This window comes from Pseudooceanicola sp. NS-SX9, from assembly GCF_057380705.1.
Map to the genome: position 1 here is coordinate 71431 of NZ_JBXXRN010000008.1, position 21178 is coordinate 92608.

A 21178-nucleotide genomic window follows, 5' to 3' on the forward strand; every position below is an offset into this window, starting at 1 on the left:
CGCGCTTGCCAGCGGGGCCCGGCCGGGTCTATCTGGTCGGGCCCATCGGCGCCCCGACGCCGCAGGACCCAGCAGAACGGACGGCACGCCATGACCCGCCCCCCCTTCGTAATCTCGATCCAGAGCCAGGTGGTCTTTGGCCATGTCGGCAATTCCGCCGCGCTGTTTCCCATGCAGGCCGCGGGGCTCGAGGTCGCGGCGATCCCGACGGTGGTGTTCTCGAACACGCCCGACTACCCGACGCTGCGCGGCCGGGCCCTGCCGCCCGAGATGTTCTCGGATCTGCTGCAGGGGGCCCGCGAACGCGGCCTGCCAGAGCGCGCGCAGATCCTGCTGACGGGCTACATCGGATCGCTCGAGGTGGCGCAGATGACCGCCGCCTTCATCGCCGAGGCGAAACGCGCCAACCCTGCGCTGCTTTATGTCTGCGACCCGGTGATGGGCGATGCCGGCCCCGGCCTCTATGTCCCCGAGACGATCGCCCGGGTGATGCGCGAAGAGCTGCTGCCGCTGGCCGACATCGCCACCCCCAACCCGTTCGAACTGGCCTGGCTGACCGGCCGCCCCACCGCGACGCTGGCCGATCTGCAGGCGGCGCGCGCCGCGCTGTCGCTGCCTCTTGGCGCCCGGCTGATCGTCACCGGCTGCGCGCTGGACGACAGCCCCCCCGGCCATATCGAAAGCGTCATCCTGGCCCCCGAAGGCCCCAGCCGCCACCCCACCCCGCATCTGCCCATCGCGCTGCCGGGCACGGGTGATCTGTTCGCCGGGCTGGTCGTGGCGCATCTGGCCCATGGCCACCCCCTGTCCCGCGCCGTCGGGACCGCGCAGGACCTGACGGCCCGCGCCCTGTCGCATGCCCGCGACCTGGGCGCCGGAGAGGTGGTGCTGTCCGAGCCCGAGTTCCGCCGCCGCCTGCTGCGGATCGCAGGCTAGCGATAAGTCCGCTCGGCCAGCGGCCGGGCGGCGATCTCGGCCCGCAGCAGCGCCAGAAAGGCCTCTTCGGCGCGGTTCAGCCGGGCCTGAGGATGCCAGATCAGATGGACATCAACGGCGGCCTCGAAATCCTCGGGCGGCAGGCGGCGCAGGCGGCCAAGGGCGACATCCTCGGCCGCGACATGCACCGGCAGTGGCCCGATGCCCACCCCGGCGCCGATCAGCCGCCGCAATTCCTCGGTATTCGAGGACCGCGCCACCACGGACCCGTGCAGACGCGCCGCCATCATCAGCATCTCGACCGCGTGGGTGTCGCTCATGTGGGCGACGGCGGGGCGGCCTGCCAGCGCCTGCAGGGCCACCTCGGGGCGGGCAAAGAGCGGATGCGCGGGCCCGCAGAACAGGCCGAAGAATTCCCGGTAGACCACTTCGGAGGCCAGCTTGGTCACTGGCTCTCGCAGCAGGCAGACCGCCGCCGTCGCCCGCCGCGCCGCCACCAGCGCCACCGCATCGCGCGAGGGCACGACCTCGAGCGTGCTGGTCGCGCGGGGGTTTTCCGCATGGAACCGCGCCAGCGCCCGGTCCAGGATCGGCGTCACCACATGGCTGGCCAGCACCAGCGTCACATGGCCCTGCACCTCTTCGCGGGTTTCGCGCAGCAGCACGCCCAGGCGGCGCACGGCGCCCTCGATCTCGACCGCCTCGTCGCGCAGCAGGCGGCCGGCATCGGTCAGGGTGAAATGGCCCGGGCGGCGGTCGATCAGCTGCCGGCCCAGCCGGTCCTCGAGCCGCTTCAGCGCCATCGAGACGGTGGGCTGCGCCAGCCGCAACCGGTGCGCCGCATCGGAAACCGAGCTGCTTTGCGCCAGCACCACGAAGGTGCGCAGCAGGTTCCAGTCCAGATCGCGCGCCAGCCGCACCGCCGGTCCGTCGCCGTCGCGGTCGGGGGCAAGACGTGGCGAATGGCCAGCCACGGGGCCGTCATCGGCGGATCTGGGATCGGTCATCGGGGCCTCGGAACAGCAGGGGCGGGTCCCCGCCAGAAGGACCCGGCCCCACCCGCAATTGCAAGACCCGCCGCCAGGGACCCCGGCGGCGGTGTCACCCGTCATTCGCGCGCCCCCCGGCCGCCTTGCCAACCGCCAGGGCGGCTGCGCGACAGGTCCGGGAAGCCGGGGGGCGCCATCTGGCAATCCTGCCTACCTGAAGATCTCCCCTACTTGGAAATCCAGGTGTCGCGCAGACTGTTGTTGACGCCGCTGCCGGTGTTCACCAGGTCATGCACGTTGCACTTGTAGATGGTGGGAAAGCTCATCTCGGTCAGCCACAGCACCGGCACGTCCTGGCGCAGGATGGCCTGGACCTTGCCGTAAAGCTCCTGACGCTTTGCGGCCGGGAAGGCGGTCGAGGCCTCGGTGAACAGCTGGTCGACCTCGGGGTTGGCATAGCCCTCGACGTTGTTCCAGGGGCTGCCGGCGTCGCGGTTGTTCGACAGGTAGTTGCGTGCCACCCCCAGATCCGGGTCGCCGTTCTGGTAGAGGTAGGTGAACGCCAGATCATAGTCGCGCTGCGCCAGCTTCTGGTTCCATCCGGCGACATCGGTGCTCTGCATCTCGACCTTGAAACCCACGGCCTCCAGGTTCTGGCGCACCACCTCGGCCCAGCGTTGCCAGGTCTCGCCATAGGGCAGCGGCAGCAGGCGGATCGGCGTGCCGTCATAGCCCGCTTCCTTCAGCAGCTCCTTCGCCTTCTTCGGATCGTAGGGATAGAAGGGCTGGTCGGGCTTCGTATAGAACGGCGTGGTCGAGGTGATCGGACCGTCGGCGGGCTGCCCCATGCCGTTCCACAGCACCTTGACCATGAATTCGCGGTTCAGCGCATACATCATCGCCTGGCGCACCTTGACCTTGGCCAGCGTCGGGTTGGCCTCGTTCACCCAGATCCAGCTGAGTGGCGAATAGAATTCCCAGCCCTTGGTGGTGTTGCAGCTGCCCTCAAGCTTGGTCAGGCGCGGCACGTCGAAATTCTCGACCGAGCCGCCGGGCAGCACGTCGACCTGGCCGGTCTCGAAGGCAACGGCGCGGGAGGAGGCATCGGGGATGATGTGATAGACCACCTCGTCCAGATAGGGCTTGCCCTTGATGTAATAGTCGGGGTTCTTCACCAGCTTGATGTAGCTGCCCTTTTTCCACTCGACGAACTTGAACGGGCCGGTGCCGATCGGCGTGTCGTTGGCGGGCGCCTGTGCGTAATCGGTCACGCCTTCGTAGATATGCTTGGGCATCACCGGCAGAGAGCCGTAGTTGAAGGCCCGGATGAAGGGTTCGTAGGGGGCTTTCAGCTTGAAGACGACAGTGTTCTTGTCGGGCTCGGTGATGCTTTCGACATGTTCCATCGTCAGGCGGGCCTTGACCAGCGTCTTCGGCAGCATCGTCTGGTACGAGAACAGCACGTCATCGGCCGAGAACGGCTGGCCGTCATGCCATTTCACGCCCTCCTGCAGGTGGAAGGTATAGGTCAGGCCATCGGCCGAGACCTCCCAGCTTTTGGCCAGGCTCGGGTGCGGCTGCAGGTTGTCGTCATAGCGCAGCAGGCTTTCGTAGATCGAGCCGCCCACCAGCCCCGCAGGGCCGTTCGCGACAATGCCGATCACCAGCCCCGGGGGTTCGGGCTGAACGACGACATCCAGCGTGCCGCCCGGTTGCGGCGTCTCCTGCGCGAGGGCCGGAAAGGCCAGCGCCGTGGTCATGCAAAGCGCGGTAAGGAAGGATTTCATGGTTGGTTTCCCTGTTGGTCTTCATGGCGGGTCCGTTGCCCGGACCACGTTCCGCCCTGTCCCCGCCGGGGACCTGGCCTGATGCAAGGCCCCACTGAGGGGCCAGGCAGGACCGGCCCGCGCCAAAGCGCGGCACCCTGCCCGAACGGGGCCCGGCCCTGTGGTGAAACGGGTCCCTGTCCAAGGTCCCGCCGTCTGTGTCCCGAAACCTGCGGCAGGGACACCGCCGGGCCCAATAGAAAGGACTGATCCCGACTATTACTTGGATCAATATCCGGGCGGTTTTTGACAGCCTGTCATAGGCTTAGGTAATACTCGAAGTGCAAACGATTGCAAATACCTTCAGGATGAGTTTTTGGGCAGTCACCAGCACGTTTCATGCGTGTGGCGGCAAGGCAGCCTTCTGGCGCCAGGCCCGCAGGCCATCGCGCAGCCTGTAGCCGCGCAAAGCCGCCTGGGGCGCGATGCTCATGTAAAGGGGCTGGCGCGACAGGGGCTCCAGCCGCAGGTCCAGCTGGTCCTCGGGGGTGCCCAGGGCCCAGTCCGACAGGATGCCGCCCAGCATGGATCCGGTCGGCACGCCACGGCCCGACAGGCCTGTCATCGCCACCACCCCCGGCGCCAGCCCGTAAAGGCGGGGCACGGTGCGGCGCTGCATGTCTAGCTCTCCGTACCAGAAGAAGTCCCATCGCGGGGTTTCCTTCAGATCGGGATGCAACCAGCGCAGCCGGTCCGACAGCACCTGCCGGGTATAGGCCGGATCGCGACCCCGGGCGCCCATCGGGAACATCGAGGCGACGATGCGGTTCTCGCGGTTGTACTTGTAGACATAGATGTCGCCGCGGCCGTCCTGGATGGTGGTGCGCCGGGGCAACACCACCGCCTGGCTTTCCGGCGAAAGCGGCTGGGTCGCGGCGACGAAGACGCGCATGATGCGGAAGGTCTGTTCCAGCTTCGGCCAGCCCGCGACCGTATAGGCACCGGTGGTATAGATGACCTTCTCGGCGCGCACGGCCCCCTGCGGCGTCGTCACCTTCCAGGCGCCATCCGCACGGCTGCAGCCGGTGACGCCCGATCCGGTGAAGATCCGCCCGCCCTCGCGCAGCACCGCGCGGCCCAGACCCCGGGCATAGGCCAGCGCGTTCAGCCCGCCCGCCTCCTCGTGCAGCCAGCCGCCATAGAACCGTGGCGAACCGGTGATCGCGGCCACCTCGTCCCGGTCCAGCATCCGGGTCCTGGCGCCAACGGCATTATAGGCATCGCGGTGCCCCTGCAGCGTCTTCAGATGCGAGGGGAACAGCGCCCCCTGCACATAGCCGTTCTGCTCCCATTCGCAGTCGATGGCATAGTCGCGCACCATGCAGCCCACCCGGTCGTTGGCGCGGGTCTGGCGGGTGATCAGCCGGTCCGCCCAGGGCGCGCCCAGCACCTGGCGCAGCGCCGGCAGGGAATAATGGGTGAAGGTCGGCGTGCAGTGCCCGGCATTGCGCCCCGAGCCGCCAAAGCCGATTTCCTCGCGCTCCAGCACCACGACCGAAGCGCCCTTGCGGGCCAGTTCCAGCGCCGTGGTCAGGCCGGAATAGCCGGCGCCGACGATGCAGACATCGGCGCGCTGCTCGCCCTGCAGCACGGGCGTTTCGGGGGCCTCGGGGGCGGTGGCGTACCACAGCGTCTCGCGGAAGGGGGAAAAGCGTCTGGCCATGTCAGCCCTCCTGGGTGCGGCTGTCGAAGGCATCGCGCAGCCCGTCGCCGATAAAGTTGAACCCGGTGACCGCGATGGTGATCGCCAGCCCCGGCACGATGGCCAGCCAGGGCGCCGACTGCAGGTACTGCTGGGCGCCGTTCAGCATGTTGCCCCAGCTGGGCAGCGGCGGCTGGATGCCATAGCCCAGAAAGCTGATGTAGGCCTCCAGCAGGATGGCGCGCGCAACGGTCAGGGTGGCCGCGACGATGATCGGGCCGATGGCATTTGGCAGCAACTCTCGGAACATGATCCAGCGGCGCGACAGGCCCAGCATATGTGCCGCCTGGACGAAATCCTGGCTGCGCAGCGACTTGACCTCGGCCTCGACGATGCGGGCGACCTCCATCCAGCCGGTGGCCGAGATGATCAGCGCGATCATCACCGGGCCGGGCTGGATGAACGCCGCCAGCGTCAGCAGCAGGAAGACCGCCGGAAAGGACAGGAAGGCATCGACCAGCCGCATCAGCGTGGCGCTGACCTTGCCGCCGTAATAGCCCGACACCACCCCGATGACCGAGCCGACGCAGGTGGCGATCAGCATCACCGAAAAGCCCACCGCCATCGAGATCTGCCCGGCGTGGAACAGCCGCGCCGCCAGGTCGCGGCCCAGCGGATCGGTGCCAAGGATATGCGCCCCCGTCAGCGGCGGCGCAAAGCGGGCGCGCAGGTCGATCGACAGCTCGTCATAAGGCAGCACCAGCGGCCCCAGGAAACAGGCGGCGGTCAGCGCCAGCACCATGAAAAGGCCCACCAGCGCCAGCCGGTGTTTCACAAAGCGCCGCAGCGCGCGGGATTTCAGACGCCGAGGCAGGGCGGCGGGATCGGGGCTCAGGGCGGTCATCTCGGGCTCTCCTCAGTCCAGGCGGATGCGCGGATCGATCAGCGCAACGATCAGGTCGGCGGCCAGGTTTCCCACCAAAACCAGCATGGCCGAGAACATCAGCAGGCCCATCACCACCGGATAGTCGGAATAGCCCAGGCTATCGAGGAACAGCCGCCCCATGCCGGGCCAGGTAAAGACGGTTTCGGTGACCAGCGCGCCGCCCAGGATGGTCGGCAGCTGCAACCCGGCCAGGGTGATCATCGGCACCAGCGCATTGCCGACCACATGCTTGAACAGCACCCGGCGGCGCGTCAGCCCCTTGGCCCGGGCGGTGCGCACGAAATCCTGGCTGATCACCGTCAGCGTGGCGGTGCGCATGTAGCGGCTCCAGACCGCGATATCGACCAGGGCCAGCACCAGCGCCGGCAGGATCAGGTGGCGCAGGTAATCCAGCACCGACCCGTCCTCGACCGAATACATGTTGCCCGCAGGCAGCCAGCCCAGGTGCAGCGAAAAGACGTAGATGGCGATCAGGCCGAACCAGAAGGTGGGGATCGACAGGGCGACCATGGCAAAGACCGCCATCGCATAGTCAAAGGCGGTGCCGCGTTTCAGCGCGCTGGCGATGCCGATGGCACTGCCCAGGCTGACCGAGATCACGGTGGCCGTGCCCATCAGCAGCAGCGTCGCGAACAGGTGGCTGCCGATCACCCGCAGGACCGGCTGGCCGTCGCGATACGACGTCCCCCAGTCGCCGATCACCAGATGCCCCAGCCAGTCGACATATTGCAGCGGCACGGGCCGGTCCAGGCCCATCTGGGCGGCGATCTTGGCGATCTGTTCCTGCGTCATCCCCGGACTGAGCGCGAATTGCGACAGCGGCCCGCCGGGGGCCAGCGTCAGCACCGCGAAGCCGATGAACGAAACGATAAGCAGCAGAACGAGGCTCTGACCAAGCCGGGATCCGATGTAGCGCAACATGCCGGGCGCCCTTTCTCAGTGGGGGGAAAGGCGGGGCGCCGCGCGGAAACGGCGCCCCCGGAGGCCGGGCGGACCGGCCGCCCTGCCGGGCGGTGTCAGGTCCGCTTCCAGTCGCGCACGTTCCAGGTGTCGATGCGGTTGTTGACGTTCGGCTCAACCCCCGAGACATCGTCCTTGTAGCCCTTGATCAGCGCATACTGGAACACCGGCAGGAACGGCAGGTCGTCGCGGATGACCTTCTGGATCTCCTGGTAGATCGGCTTGCGCTCTTCGGGGACAAAGCTGGCGGCGCCCTTGACCAGCAGCTCATCGACCTTGGGGTTTTGATAGGCGAAGGTGTTCTGCCCCGCCCCGCCCAGCACCGGCGACATGGTGGACATGAAGTAATCCGAGGAATCCGGGTCGGCACCGGCCAGGCAGTTCAGGCCGACGACGACGGAATCGAACTCGGACTTCATCCAGTAGTCGCCCCACATGACGGCCGGGGGGAAGTTCTTGATCGTGATCTTGATGCCGATCTGCTGGAAGGTCTGCTGGAAGAACTGCTGCGCCTGTTCCCGCAGGTGGTTGCCGGCGGTGGTCGAGTTGGTGAACTCCAGCTTCACGCCGTCCTTGGCGCGGATGCCGTCGGCGCCCTTGGCCCAGCCTGCCTCGTCCAGCAGGGCATTGGCCTTTTCGATGCTGAATTCATGCTTGGGCAGGTCGGGATTGTAGTAGAAGGACTGCTGCGGCATGTAGGTCTCGGTGGGTTTCGGCACGCCGTAATAAAGCGCGTCGATGATCGAGGCCTTGTCGAGCGCCATGTACATCGCCTGACGCACCGCCGGATCCTTGAACTGCGGCCGGGTCATGTTCAGCCCGATGGATTCGAAGGTCGAGGCCCCGGCCAGTTTGACCACCTTGCCCGGCAGCTTCTCGGCCTCGCCCAGGTGGTCGGGGCTGATGTACTGCAGGCCGATGACGTCGATGTCGCCGGATTTGAACTGGGTGTACATGACGTTCAGGTCGGGCACGTATTTGATGATCAGCGTCTTCAGATAGGGGCCGTCCATGTGATAGGCGGTGTTGGCCTCGAATTCGATGTGATCGCCGGCCATGCGTTGCTTGAACTTGAAGGGCCCGGTGCCGATCGGCGCATTGTTGAACGGCGCGGTGTTCTTGTCGGCCACCCCGTCGAAGGCATGTTTCGGGATGATGTAGGTCGAGGCCAGGATCGCCGCCATCGGCGCGAAGGGTTCGCTCATCTCCCAGGTCAGCACGGTGTCCGAGACGACGGTGATGTTCTTCATGAACTTGTAACCGGTCGAGCGGAACGAGCGGAAATCGGGATCCATCGTCAGTTCGAGCGAGAATTTCACGTCCTCGGCAGTGAAGGGCGTGCCGTCATGCCAGGTGGTGCCCGGCTTCAGCGTCACCTTCCAGCTCAGCCCGTCCTCGGAAATGCCGCCATTGGCGACGCTCGGGACCTCGGTCACCAGGATCGGGAACAGGTTGCCGTCGGGATCGAAGTCGAACAGCGGGTCGTAGATCGCATAATAGACGCCCTCGTCGACCTCGATATGCGGCATCAGCGGGTTGAAGACCGTGGGCTCCTGCGAGAAGGCCAGTGTCAGCTTGCCCGTCGGATCGGCCACCGCGGCAAAGGCCTTGTCGCGGCCCAGCATCGCCGGCGCCATCAGCCCCGCCGCCCCCAGCAGCGAGATCGCCTGACGGCGGTTCATGAACGTCGCTTTCGTCTTGTCAGTCATGGTCGCTTTCCCTGTTGCTGTGCGGGTTGATTGGCCCCCGGCGCTCGCCCGCTCGCCCACCGGGGAGAGGCCGCCCCCGAAGGGAAGGCCCCGAAATCAGCCACCGCGTCAGAAGCCGCTGATGATCTCGATCTTCGAGCCGTCGCTGAAGCGGCCGAAGCGGAAGGGCGTGGGGTCGACGACCGGCGTGCGGGCGCTGACCAGGTCCGCCGCCAGCCGCCCCGCCGCAGGTCCGATGCCGAAACCATGCCCCGAAAAGCCCGTGGCGATGAAGAAGCCCGGCACGCTGTCGATGCCGGAAATCACCGGCACCGCATCGGGGGTGACGTCGATGGCACCGGCCCAGCGTTGCGCGACCTCGGCCTTTTCGAAGACCGGGAAGGCCTTGCGCAGGTTGTCGAAAGCCTTGTCCTGCAACGAAAACGCCGGTTTCGGATCCAGCACGCGGCAGTATTCGAAGGGGCTGGCCTCGTCCATCTTCCAGCGGTTGGGGATGCGCGCCTCGTCGAAGAAACGCCCCCCCGCCCGCAGCAGCAGCGATTTCCATTCAGCGCCGAGCGCGGGCATGAAATCGCGCAGAAAGCGGAAGCTGTCGGGCACGATGTCGACCTCGTTGCGGAAGCCGTCGGCAATCGTATAGCCGCCATCCGCCCGCTTGCGGATCGAGAACCCCTCGTTCCACAGCGCACATTCCGGCCCGCCCTCCAGCGGCTTGGTGCGGATGACCGAGTTCTTCACCTTCAGCTGCGGCAACCGCAGCCCGGTGTTGCGGGCAAACAGGCTGGACCAGGCGCCACCGGCAAGCACCACCTGCTCGCAGGCGATGGCGCCGCGTTCGGTGACCACGCCGCAGACCTGGCCGGCCTGGGTCTCGATGCCGCGCACCGCGCATTCGGTCATCACATGGCCGCCACGGGCCCGCACGGCCTCGGCCACGGCGGGGGCGGCCCATTGCGGTTCGGCCCGGCCGTCAGCGGCGGTGTAAAGGGCGCCCTTGATCTGCATCCGGTTGCCGGGGAACAGCTCTTCCAGCTCCTGGCCGGTCACCATCCGGCTTTCGATCTGATAATCGCGCAGGTTCTCCAGCCATGTCTCGTGCTGGGCAAAGTCCTTTTCGGTGGTGCAGGCAAAGGCGATGCCCGCGCGCCTGTAGCCCAGGTCGCGGCCACAGCGTTCGGCCATGCCCGGCCAGATCCGCAGCGCCTCGGCCATCAGCGGCACCTCGCGCGGGTCGCGACGGGTGATGCGCACCCAGCCCCAGTTGCGGCTGGACTGTTCGTGACCGATACCGCCCTTTTCGCACAGCGCCACGCTGAAGCCGCGCTCGACCAGCTCCAGCGCTGTCGTGGTGCCGATGATGCCGCCGCCGATGACCACCACGTCGACCTTCCTGGGCAGGTCGGTATCGCCATGGAACGGATTGACAAAGGGACCGGGCATCAGAGGGCTCCTTGCGCGGATCGGGGAAGGGAGAAGGCGCGGATGCGCGCCGGGGAAAGGGGCGCCACGCGCCCGGGTCGGGTTACCATTTCGTCCTCAGTTTCAGGTAGGCGCGCTTGAGCAGGCACATGAACTGCGCCCGGTCCTCCGGCTCGATGAAGTCGAAGAATTCCTCTTCCTGGGTGCGGATGATGTCGCGCACCTGCTGCGACAGGGCATGGCCCCTGTCGGTGATGAAAAGGGCATGGGCACGCTGGTCGTCCTCTGCCGTCTCGCGCCGGATCAGCCCGGCTTCGACCATCCGGTCGATGACCCGCCCCGTCGAGGGCCGGTCACGCATCAGCACCCCGGCGATCTGCGAGGGGCGGATGCCCGGATAGTCGTCCACCAGCAGAAGCGTGGTGATCTTGCCCTTGCCGCGCGCGACCTCCAGCGCGGCCATGCGGGCATCCAGATCGCGCGAGACCATCACCTCGATCGAGCGGATGTACCAGCTGAACGCGCCTTCCAGGACGTCGATCCGCAGACCGTCGATCTCGACCTCGGGGTCGTCCAGAAGGGCTATGGCGGGAATGTCGGGCATTGCGGGGTCCTGGGGGCGGAACTGTCGCCATGACACCCGGCCCGGCCCCCGGCAGGCAAGCATTAAGTTGTAAATCACAACCACCTGCCCGGCGAAAGCGGCGGATGGGCAAAAATCGCGCAACCGCCGGGGCCCCGGACTGCCCCAGCGGCACCCTGATCGGGGGTCAGGCGACCTTCGCCCCCGGAATCGCCGCCACCAGCGACCGCGTGTAGTCATGCTGCGGCGCGTGGAAGATCTGCGAGGGCGGCCCGTATTCGACCATCCGGCCCCGGTGCATCACCAGGATCTCGTCGCTGATCTGGCTGGCCACCCGCAGGTCATGGGTGATGAAGATCATCGCCAGCCGGCGCTCTCGGCGGATCTGGTCCAGCAGTTCCAGCACCTGGGCCTGGATCGACACGTCCAGCGCCGAAACCGCCTCGTCCGCGACGATCACCTCGGGGTCGAACATCAGCGCCCGGGCGATGCCCACCCGCTGGCGCTGCCCGCCCGAGAACTCGTGCGGATAGCGCTCGAAGGCCTGCGGATCCAGCCCGACCTGCTGCAGGATGCCTTCGGCCTTGCGGCGCGCGTCGCGTGGCGTCAGCAACCGATGCGCGATGGGCCCCACCGTCAGCGCCTGCCCGATGGTGAACCGCGGGTTCAGCGAGGCATAGGGATCCTGAAAGATCATCTGGATGCGCGGGCGCAGCGGGCGGAAGGCGTCCTCGTCCAATGCCAGCGTGTCCTCGCCCTGGAACAGGATCTGGCCGCCATCGGCGGGGATCAGCTTCATCAGCACCTTGCCCATCGACGACTTGCCCGAGCCGCTCTCGCCGACGATGCCGATGGTCTCGCCCTTGTGCAGGGTAAAGCTGATGTCATTGACCGCATGGACCTCTCTCATCCGCCCCAGAAAGCCCGAGCGCGTCCGGTAGGTCTTTTGCAGGCCCTTCACCTGCAGCGCCACGGGGCGGGTTTCGGCACGGGTCCGGTCGGTCTCTCGCATCTGGGGGACGGCGGCGATCAGCTTGGCGGTATAGGGATGGCGCGGCGCCTGCAGCACCGCGGATGCCTCGCCCTGCTCGACCAACCGGCCCTGTTCCATCACGATCACCCGGTCGGCGATCTGCGCCACGACGCCGAAGTCATGGGTGATGAACATCACGCTCATGCCCTTGCGCTGCTGGATGCGGCGGATCAGCTCAAGGATCTGGGCCTGGGTGGTGACATCCAGCGCGGTGGTGGGTTCATCGGCGATCAGGATATCGGGATCCAGCGCCAGCGCCATGGCGATCATCACCCGCTGGCGCTGCCCGCCCGACAGGCGGAACGGATACTGGTGCTGGATCAGCGCCGGATCCGGCAGGCCGACCTCGGTCAGCATCTCGACCACCCGGTCGGCGCGGCTTTCCGGCGTGCCTTCGTGATGGGCATCCAGAACCTCGCGGATCTGCGCGCCCACCGTCATCAGCGGATTGAGCGCCGACAGAGGATCCTGAAAGATGATCGACACCGCCCGCCCACGCAGGCGGCGCTTTTCGGCTTCGGGCAGGCTCAGCAGGGGCTGGCCGCGAAAATCGACCTCGCCCTGGGAAACGGTCATCACCTCGGGCAAGAGGCCCATCACGGTATTGGCGGTCACCGATTTTCCCGATCCGCTCTCGCCGATGATGCACAGGATCTCGGCCGGGTTCAGATCAAAGCTGATGTCGTGCACCGCATAGGGCCGGTCGTGGTTGCCGGGCAGCGCGACGGAAAGGTTGCGCACCGAAAGGACGGGCCCAAAGCCCGTGTCGCTGGTCGTCATGGCGGTCTCGTCGTTTATCGTTGTTATGCCCGGCCAGCTGACCCCCTGCGGCAGGCGGCGCGCAACCCTGTCGGCGCCGGACGGCCGCCAAATCCGTCCGCCCCCCCTCCCTGCCGCTTTGATGGGCAGCCCGGCGCGGCGCCATCGCCACGGCATGCGCCCCGGGCCGGTGCCTGTTTCTTGATCTCGGAGCCGTGAACGGCTAAGCGGCCCCTGCCCGGGACCCGGCGCCCCCGCCTTGCCGGTTGACCTGCAATCGGGGCCGGTATGACGGTTCGGTCAGACATCCGGGACAGTCCAAGGGGAACCACATGCTCGCGAAATCCATTCTTTATCCCGCCCTTGCCCTGCTGGGGCTGGGGCTGTCGGCGCCGGCCATGGCCGAAACCTACGTGGCCAAGATCGGCCATCTGGAAAGCGCCCAGCAGAACCGCAACATCTACCTGGAAAAGGTCGCGGCCCTGGTCAAGGAACGCACCAACGGCGAGGTCGAATTCCAGATCTTCCCGCAAGGCCAGCTGGGCGACCAGCGCCAGATGAACGAAGGCGTCCAGCTGGGCACCATCGAGGCCACCGTGGCGCCCGCCGCCTTCCTGGGCGGCTTCAACCCGCTGGTGTCGATCCTCGACATTCCCTACCTGCTGCCCGACGACGCCCAGAAGGCCGAGGCGCTGCGCGAAGGCCCCTTCGGCCAGGCACTGCTGAAATCCTTCGATGACAAGGGCATGGTGGCGATCGCCCTGTGGCCCAACGGAAAAAAGCAGTTCACCTCGAACAAGCCCCTCGACAACATCGCCGATTTCAAGGGCCAGAAGTTCCGCGTCATGGACAGCTCGATCCTGATCGAACAGTTCAAGGCGCTTGGCGCCTCGGCCATCGCCCTGCCCTTCGGCGAACTTTACACCTCGCTGCAGACCGGCGTCGTGGATGGCGAGGAAAACCCCCTCGATACGATCAAGGCGATGAAATACAACGAGGTGCAGAAATACCTCGTGGTTTCGGACCATGGCGCGATGGAAGACGTGGTGCTGTTCAACCCGATGTTCTGGGAAAGCCTGCCCGCCAAGGACCAGCAGATCATCACCGAAGCCTTCCAAGAGGTCGTCCCCGATCTGACCGCCGGCAAGCAGAAGGCCGTCGATGCGGCGCTGGCCGACATCAAGGCCTCGGGCATCAACGTCCGTGTCGCCCCCCCCGAGGAACGCGCCGCCTTCCGCGAGGCGATGTTCGGCCCGGCCTCCAAGGCCTATCTGGAAAAGACCGGTGATGCGGGCCAGAAGCTGCTCGACATCTACGATGCCGAATACGCCAAGCTGAAGTAACCCCTGCCCCGGGGGGCGCCCCCCGCGCCCCCCGCCCTGACCGGAGGCCGCCATGCCTGTCCTTGACCTACTCAGGAAGATCGAGCGCGGTCTTCTCGTCACCCTCTTCCTGGCCATGGTGGCGCTGTTCACCCTGTCGGTCATCACCCGGGAAATCGGCGGCGACATCGCCACGCAGTTCTCCTGGATCGAGGAAGCGGTGCGGATCATGAACCTGTTCCTGGTGTTCCTGGCCCTGGGGCTGGCGCTGGAACGGGGCAAGCACGTGGGCATCACCAACCTGCGCGAACGCCTGCCGCCCGGCGCCATGCGCCTGTTGCTGAAGCTGATCGACCTGGTGGGGATGCTGTTCAGCTTCTACGTCGCCTGGCTGGCGGTGGGGCTGGTGCAATTCGTGCTGAAATCGGGCCAGACCTCTCCGACGCTGGGCATTCCGATGGGGCTGATCTACACGGCGCCCGTCGCGGGCTTCGTGCTGATGGGGCTGCGCTATGGCCTGAGCCTTGCGGGGCTGATCGACCGTTACCAGGGGGCGCCCGAATGATCCTGCTGATCCTGATCCTGGCCGTGGCCCTTCTGGGGCTGGGCTTTGAGATGCTGCTGGTGCTGGGGGTTCCGGCGCTGGCCTACAAGGAAGCCTTCTATGCCCGCCTGCCCGATGCGGCGGTGGTGCAGAAGATGGTGGGCGGCATCGACCATTCGACGCTGCTGGCCATTCCCTTCTTCATCCTAGCGGCGAACCTGATGGGCTCGGGGCAGATCGCGCGGCAGCTGATCGGCGTCGTCACCGCGCTGGTGGGCCATACCCGCGGCGGCATCGGCCATGTGGTGGTGGGCGGCTCGATGGCCTTCGGGGCAGTGTCGGGATCGGCGCCCGCCACCGTCGCCGCCATGGGCCGCATGGTCTACCCCGAGATGCGCGCCGCGGGCTATTCCGACCGCTTCGCCCTGGGGCTGCTGGTGGCGGCGGCAGAGACCTCTCTGCTGATCCCGCCCTCGATCACGCTGATCGTCTATGGCTGGATCACCGGCACGTCGATCTCGCAACTCTTCGCGGGGGGGCTTGCGGTGGGCGTGGTGCTGGGCCTGGCCTTTGCGGTCTATGTCCGCATCCAGGCCGCGCGCGACAATGTCACCCATGCCCCCCGCCTGCCCTGGTCCGCCCGCCTGCGCGCCATCCGGGATGCGAAATGGGCCCTGGGGATGCCGGTCATCATCCTGGGCGGCATCTATTCGGGCCTCTTCACCCCGACCGAGGCCGCCGCCATCAGCGTCGTCTACGCCATCGTGGTGGAAATGGCGGTGTTCCGCAGCCTCGACCTGAAGGGCCTTGCCCGCATCACCGAGGCCAGCGCCATCAACACCGCCGTCATCTTCGTGCTGCTGGCGATGGGCGGGCTGATCAGCTTCTTCGTCACCCTCGCCCGCATCCCGACCGAGATCATCGACCTGCTGCACATGATCGACGCCAACTGGGTCGTCTTCATGATCGCGGTCAATCTCTGCTTCTTCATCGCGGGGATGTTCATCGACCCGAACTCGACCCTGCTGGTGCTGGTGCCGCCGCTCTTCCCGGTGGCGCAGAGCTTCGGCATCGACCCGGTGCATTTCGGCATGGTGGTGACGCTGAACGTCTGCCTGGGGATGATCACGCCGCCCTTCGGGCTGGACATCTTCGTCGCCTCCTCGACGCTGAACAAGCCGGTGGCGCAGATCATCCGCGGGGTCTGGCCCTTTGTCGTCGTGAACCTGATCGTGCTGCTGCTGATCACCTACGTGCCGCAGATCTCGTTGATCATCCCGCACCTGCTGTATGGCTGAGGGGCTCAGGGCGCGGCGAAGGTGTCGCGCCCGGCCACCAGGTTCGCCATCATCCGCCCCGTGCCGCAGGCCTGCGTCCACCCGTTCGAGCCATGGCCAAGGTTCAGGTACAGGTTCGCGTACTTGCGCCGCTCGACCATGCTGGGCCCGGCAGGCGTCATCGGGCGGAACCCATGCCAGAGGCTCGCGCCCTCGTAATCCGCGGCCCCCGGGAACAGCTCGGCCACGCGCGCCTTCATGCCCTCAAGCACGGGGGCGGGCATCGAGCGGTCGAACCCCGCCAGTTCCGCGATCCCCGCCGCCCGCAGCCGGTTGCCCAGCCGGGTGATCATCACCTTGGAATGCTCGTCCAGCACCGAAGAGCGCGGCGCGGCGGCCATGTCGGTGATCTGCGCAGTCATCGAATAGCCCTTGACCGGATAGACCGGCACCCGGATCCCGAGGGTTTTCAGCAGCCCGGTCTGCGGCCCGGTGGCGATCACCACGGCCTCGGTGCGGATCTCTTCCTCGCCCACCCGGACGGCGGCGATCGCGTCGCCCTCCAGCCGGACCCCGGTGACGCGGGTGTCGAAGCGGAACCTCGCGCCCCGCCCCTCGGCCAGCTTGGCCAGGGCCTTGCAGAACAGGTGGCAATCGCCGGTCTCGTCGCCCGACAGCAGCAGCCCGCCCGCGAATGTCAGCCCCGCATTGGCCAGGCCCGGCTCGGTCTCCAGCACCTCTTCGGGGCCCAGCAGGCGATGCGCGATGCCAAGGTTTTGCAGCACGGCCGCCGACCGGCGCCCGCCCTCCAGCTCGTAATCCTTCTGGAAGACCTGCAGCACGCCGCCGGTGCCGTGGTCATAGCTGATGCCGGTTTCCCCCCGCAGCCCCACCAGGCAGGCCTTGGAGAAATGCGCCACCTTCTGCATCTTCGCCTTGTTGGCGGCAAAGCGCGCCTCGGTGCAATTGGCGACGAACTGCGCCAGCCAGCGCCATTGCGCCACCGACGCCCGCGGCCGCACCTTCAGCGGCGCCGAGGGCTGGAACATCCATTTCGCGGCCTTCCACGGCATTCCGGGCGCAGCCCAGGGCCCCGCGACGCCGGGACAGACCCCGCCCGCATTGCCGAAGGAGGTCTCCAGCGCCACGCCCTCGCGCGCCTCCAGCACGGTGACCTCATGGCCGTCGCGCGCCAGATACCAGGCCGAGGTCACCCCCACCACGCCAGCGCCGATCACGGTGATCTTCATGGGATGCCCCTCAGTAGGTGCCGGGATAGCCGCCGCCATCCACCAGCAGGTTCTGCCCCGTCACATAGCCCGCATGCTGCGACACGAGGAAGGCGAAATAGGCGCCGATCTCTTCCGGGCGGCCCATCCGGCCGGCGGGGTTTGCGGCCGCGCGCCGGGCGTACAGATCTTCGGCCGAGGGCCCCCCCGGCACCACCATCCCCGCCACATGTTCGCGCTGCGCATCGGTGTCGAAGGCGCCGGGCAACAGGTTGTTGATCGTGACCCCCTGCCCCACGGTCTGCCGCGCCAGCCCCGCAGTGAACCCCACCAACCCCGAGCGCGCCCCGTTCGACAGCCCCAGTTCCGCCTGCGGGATCTTGACGCTGCGCGAGACGATGTTGACGATCCGGCCCCAGCCCCGCTCCATCATCCCGTCGACCACGTCGCGGATCATCAGGATCGGCGGCAGCATCATCAGGTCGACCGCGGCGATCCAGTCGTCACGGGACCAGTCGCGGAAATCGCCGGGCAACATGCCGCCGGCATTGTTCAGCAAAATGTCGGGATCGGGACAGGCCGCCAGGATCGCCGCGCGGCCGTCCTCGGTCGTGACGTCGGCTGCGACGCAATGGACCGTGGCACCGGTCGCGGCGCGGATCTCTTCGGCGGTGCGCTCCAGCTGCCCGGGATCGCGCGCGGCGATGGTGATTTCGGCGCCCTCGGCCGCGATCGCCATGGCACAGGCACGCCCCATGCCCCGGCTGGCCCCCGTCAGCAGCGCCCGGCGCCCCCTGATGCCCAGATCCATCGTCGTCTCCTTCAGTCTTGCAAATCCGCCGGTGCCACGCGCACCAGCGCCGACAGTGCCGCGCAGGCCTGCCCCAGTGTCGATGTCCGCCGGTCCGAGGTCAGCACGTTCGGATTGCCGTTGCGCTCCAGCCCGGCTTCGGGGGCGAACCAGGCGCCGGTCGGCATCACCACGACGCCGCGCCTGACCCCCGCATCGGCCAGCACTCGGGCCAGGCAGGCGCCGCGCCGGTTCCAGACCCGCGCCAGCGCCCCGTCCCGCAGCCCCTGCGCCGCCGCATCCGCGGGGTGGATCCGCATCGCGGCAGGCCCCCCCGACATGCCCGCGCCGGTCTGCCACAGCTGGCTGTGCAGCTGCCGCTCGGGCTGGTGGGTGACCAGGTGGAATTCGTCCCCGGCGGCAGCGCCCAGCCATTCGACCGGCGCATGGAACACCGGATGGCCCGGCTGATCCGCCAGGCCAAAGCCCGCGATCCGTTCGGAAAATAGCTCGATCCGCCCCGAGGGCGTCGGCAGCGGATGCGCCACGGGATCGGCGCGGAACGCCTCCAGCAGCACCTCGGGGCGCTCGGGCGCGGGGACCCGCCAGATGCCCATGGCGCGGAAGCTGTCGTAATCGGGCACCGCGATCCCCTCGGCCCGGCCACGGGCGCGGGTCTCGTCCCACATGCGGCGCAGCCAGCCGTCCTCGTCCAGGCCCTCGTCGAAGGCGGCGCGGCAGCCCAGCCGGTCCGCCAGCGCACAGAGGATATCGCGGTCGTTGCGCGCCTGGTGCTGCGGCGGCACCAGCGGCACCATGTAGACCACATGCGGATCGCGCGAGGTGCCGCCGATGTCGGCGCGCTCGGCCGCGGTGGTGGCGGGAAAGACGATATCGGCGCGCCGCGCTGTGGGGGTCCACCAGGGCTCGTGCACGATGACGGTTTCGGCGCGCCCCCAGGCGGCCTCGACCTTTGTCAGGTCCTGGGCGTGATGGAACGGATTGCCGCCCGCCCAATAGACCAGCCGCAGGTCCGGCAGGGTGATCCGGCCGCCGTCAAAGGCCAGATCGGATCCCGGGTGCAGCAGCGCATCGGCAAAGGCCGCGCAGGGGATCGCCATGCCGCGGTTCGCCAGCCCCGGAAAGGTCGGCACATAGCCGCGCCGCGCCTGATCCCCCACCGACCCCATAGAGCCATAGCCAAAGCAGAACCCGCCCCCCGGCAGCCCCACCTGCCCCAGCATCGCCGCCAGCGCGATCAGCGCCCAGAAGCTTTGTTCGCCATGTTCGGCCCGTTGCAGCGCCCAGGCGGCAGTCAGCATGATGCGCCCCGTGCGGATCCGTTCCCACAGCGCGCGCAGCTCGGCCTCGGGGATATCGGCCAGCGCCGCCGCCCAGGCCAGCGTCTTGGGCTGGCCGTCGGTGGCGCCGGTCAGATAGGCCACCAGCGCCGCATGGCCGGTGGTGTGGCGGCGCAGAAAGTCCAGATCGGCGCGGCCGCTGATCCAGGCCTCGTGCGCCAGGGCCAGCATGATCGCGGTATCGGACCCGGGACGCGGCTGGATCAGCGTCGCCTGCAGCCCCTCGGGGATGTCCTGCGCCAGCGGCGACAGCACGGTAAAGCCGCAGCCCGCCGCCTGTGCCCGCGCCACCAGATCCGGCAGCGGATGGTCGACCGACCCGCCCGAGGTCAGCCGCCAGTTCTTCGGGTTCAGCCCGCCGAAGGCCACCACCTGGTCGCTGTGCTCGATGATGCTTTGCCAGCTGGTCGCCGCATGGGCCACCGTCGCGGTCGAGCCCAGCACATGCGGCAGGATCACCGCCGCCGCGCCCCAGCTGTAATTCGTCACCTGGTCGGTATAGCCCCCCGCCGCCGCCAGAAAGCGCCGCAGCTGGCTGCGCGCATGGTGCAGCCGCCCGGCCGAGGACCACCCGTAAGAGCCCCCCAGGATCGCCGTCGGCCCGTGGTCGCGGTAGATCCGCGCCAGTTCGGCCGCCGCCAGGTCTAGGGCGGTGTCCCAGTCGACGGGCACCATCTCGTCGCGGCCGCGGGCATCGGTGGGGCCGGGGCCCTGTTCCAGCCAGCCGCGGCGGATGTGCGGGCGATCGATGCGCAGGGGCGAATGCACCAGCTCGGGCCAAGCGCCGATCATCTGCGGATCGGCGCCCCCCAGCGGATGGGCGGCGACCAGCCGGCCGCCTGCCACCTCGGCGCGGAAGGCGCCCCAATGGCCCAGCCCCACGGGCCCCGGGGGATCGTGCGGCAGGGCCCCGGGCATCACTCGGCCGCCAGCTTGGGCACGGACAGGCCGTATTTCTGCGCCAGCCCCAGCCGAGCGAAGGCGTCGATGCCCTTCTGCAGCACCTCGGGCTTCGCCGGTTTCAGCGGCGCCCGCAGCGGCCCCGAAGGCAGCCCCACCGCCCGCATCAGCGTCTTCATCGACACCGGGTTGATCGTCGAATAGGCGAAATGCAGCATCGGCAGGTTTTCCAGCCAGGCCTCGCGGCAGGCAAAGGCATCCTCGCCCGTCTCCCACGGGGTCGAGATCACGGCCATTTCCTGCGGGATGATGTTGCCGGTCATGTTCGCCGTGCCATGCCCGCCAAGCGCCATGGTCGGGATCACCAGCCCCAGATTGGGCGAGCAGCAGCACATGATCGACATGTCGGGCTTCGCCGCGCAGACCTGCGCCACCTGCCCCACCCGGGTCGTGCTTTCCTTCAGGACCACCATGTTGTCGTGCCTTGCCAGCTTCAGGATGTCATCCCAGTGCAGGTCGGTCTTGACCCGCGGCGGGTTGTTGTAAAAGCCCATGGCGATATCGGTGCTGTCCAGCACTTCCATCGCGTAATCGGTAATCGCGTCGTTGTCGGCGCAGATATAGGCGGGGGCGGCCATGATCACGCCATCGGCGCCGCTCTCCTTGGCGAAGCGGGTGTACTCGATCGTGGTGGCGGTGTTGTTGCCGGTGACGCCGTAGTACATCAGCATGTTGCCCGGCTTCATCTTCGCCGTCTCGGCGATGATCTTGCGGCGCTCCTCGGGCGACAGCATCGACACCTCGCCGGTCGATCCCATGATCAGCACCGCCGAGGTGCCGTTTTCATGGTGCCAGTTCAGCAGCGTGCGGAAGCCCTCGTAATCGACGGAACCGTCGTCGTTCATGGGCGTGACCAGGGCCACGAAGGACCCCTTGGGCTTGGGATGGGACAT

At 67.6% G+C, this 21178-nt stretch carries 17 protein-coding genes; 4 read left to right on the plus strand and 13 right to left on the minus strand.

Features of this window, described 5'->3' with window-relative positions:
* Window positions 1-90 precede the first annotated feature (90 nt).
* Window positions 91-936: a pyridoxal kinase gene (gene pdxY, locus AC2ITM_RS24485; protein ID WP_486470976.1), complete on the plus strand. Its 846-nt coding sequence runs from the start codon at window positions 91-93 to the stop codon at window positions 934-936.
* On the opposite strand, the gene AC2ITM_RS24490 is transcribed toward pdxY, so the two are convergent.
* The 9 genes from AC2ITM_RS24490 to AC2ITM_RS24530 form a co-directional block, all read right to left on the minus strand.
* Window positions 933-1943: a LysR family transcriptional regulator gene (locus AC2ITM_RS24490; protein ID WP_486470977.1), complete on the minus strand. Its 1011-nt coding sequence runs from the start codon at window positions 1941-1943 to the stop codon at window positions 933-935. The genes pdxY and AC2ITM_RS24490 overlap by 4 nt on opposite strands.
* A 209-nt stretch (window positions 1944-2152) precedes the next feature.
* Window positions 2153-3712 carry an ABC transporter substrate-binding protein gene (locus AC2ITM_RS24495; RefSeq protein ID WP_486470978.1) on the minus strand — a complete coding sequence of 520 codons (1560 nt, stop codon included), beginning with the start codon at window positions 3710-3712 and terminating at the stop codon, window positions 2153-2155.
* A 376-nt stretch (window positions 3713-4088) separates the two neighbouring features.
* Window positions 4089-5414: an NAD(P)/FAD-dependent oxidoreductase gene (locus AC2ITM_RS24500; protein WP_486470979.1), complete on the minus strand. Its 1326-nt coding sequence runs from the start codon at window positions 5412-5414 to the stop codon at window positions 4089-4091.
* A 1-nt stretch (window position 5415) separates the two neighbouring features.
* Window positions 5416-6297 carry an ABC transporter permease gene (locus AC2ITM_RS24505; RefSeq protein WP_486470980.1) on the minus strand — a complete coding sequence of 294 codons (882 nt, stop codon included), beginning with the start codon at window positions 6295-6297 and terminating at the stop codon, window positions 5416-5418.
* A gap of 12 nt (window positions 6298-6309) precedes the next feature.
* Window positions 6310-7260, minus strand: a complete 951-nt coding sequence (locus tag AC2ITM_RS24510) for an ABC transporter permease (RefSeq protein ID WP_486470981.1) — start codon at window positions 7258-7260, stop codon at window positions 6310-6312.
* A 95-nt stretch (window positions 7261-7355) separates the two neighbouring features.
* Window positions 7356-9008, minus strand: a complete 1653-nt coding sequence (locus AC2ITM_RS24515) for a peptide ABC transporter substrate-binding protein (protein WP_486470982.1) — start codon at window positions 9006-9008, stop codon at window positions 7356-7358.
* Between the two features lie 108 nt (window positions 9009-9116).
* Window positions 9117-10448, minus strand: coding sequence for an NAD(P)/FAD-dependent oxidoreductase (locus tag AC2ITM_RS24520; RefSeq protein ID WP_486470983.1), 1332 nt, complete (start codon window positions 10446-10448; stop codon window positions 9117-9119).
* Window positions 10449-10530: 82 nt separating this feature from the next.
* The gene (locus AC2ITM_RS24525; RefSeq protein WP_486470984.1) at window positions 10531-11031 is read right to left on the minus strand and encodes a MarR family winged helix-turn-helix transcriptional regulator; all 501 of its coding nucleotides are present in this window, start codon (window positions 11029-11031) and stop codon (window positions 10531-10533) included.
* Window positions 11032-11197: 166 nt separating this feature from the next.
* Window positions 11198-12823, minus strand: a complete 1626-nt coding sequence (locus AC2ITM_RS24530) for an ABC transporter ATP-binding protein (RefSeq protein WP_486470985.1) — start codon at window positions 12821-12823, stop codon at window positions 11198-11200.
* A 311-nt stretch (window positions 12824-13134) separates the two neighbouring features.
* On the opposite strand from AC2ITM_RS24530, the gene AC2ITM_RS24535 reads away from it, so the two are divergent.
* From AC2ITM_RS24535 to AC2ITM_RS24545, 3 genes are read left to right on the plus strand one after another with little or no spacing between them, the layout of a single operon-like run.
* Window positions 13135-14145: a TRAP transporter substrate-binding protein gene (locus AC2ITM_RS24535; RefSeq protein WP_486470986.1), complete on the plus strand. Its 1011-nt coding sequence runs from the start codon at window positions 13135-13137 to the stop codon at window positions 14143-14145.
* A gap of 52 nt (window positions 14146-14197) precedes the next feature.
* Window positions 14198-14689, plus strand: a complete 492-nt coding sequence (locus AC2ITM_RS24540; RefSeq protein WP_486470987.1) for a TRAP transporter small permease — start codon at window positions 14198-14200, stop codon at window positions 14687-14689.
* On the plus strand, window positions 14686-15966 hold the full coding sequence (locus AC2ITM_RS24545) for a TRAP transporter large permease (protein WP_486470988.1): 1281 nt from the start codon (window positions 14686-14688) through the stop codon (window positions 15964-15966). Before AC2ITM_RS24540 ends, AC2ITM_RS24545 begins: the two co-directional genes overlap by 4 nt.
* A 5-nt stretch (window positions 15967-15971) precedes the next feature.
* Here AC2ITM_RS24545 and AC2ITM_RS24550 read toward each other — a convergent pair whose 3' ends face one another.
* From AC2ITM_RS24550 to AC2ITM_RS24565, 4 genes are read right to left on the minus strand one after another with little or no spacing between them, the layout of a single operon-like run.
* Window positions 15972-17195: a D-amino acid dehydrogenase gene (locus AC2ITM_RS24550; RefSeq protein ID WP_486470989.1), complete on the minus strand. Its 1224-nt coding sequence runs from the start codon at window positions 17193-17195 to the stop codon at window positions 15972-15974.
* A 10-nt stretch (window positions 17196-17205) separates the two neighbouring features.
* Window positions 17206-17985, minus strand: a complete 780-nt coding sequence (locus tag AC2ITM_RS24555) for an SDR family oxidoreductase (RefSeq protein ID WP_486470830.1) — start codon at window positions 17983-17985, stop codon at window positions 17206-17208.
* Between the two features lie 11 nt (window positions 17986-17996).
* The gene (locus tag AC2ITM_RS24560; RefSeq protein WP_486470831.1) at window positions 17997-20243 is read right to left on the minus strand and encodes a molybdopterin-dependent oxidoreductase; all 2247 of its coding nucleotides are present in this window, start codon (window positions 20241-20243) and stop codon (window positions 17997-17999) included.
* Window positions 20243-21178 (minus strand): dihydrodipicolinate synthase family protein, encoded by a 936-nt coding sequence (locus AC2ITM_RS24565; protein WP_486470832.1) that lies wholly within the window; start codon window positions 21176-21178, stop codon window positions 20243-20245. Before AC2ITM_RS24565 ends, AC2ITM_RS24560 begins: the two co-directional genes overlap by 1 nt.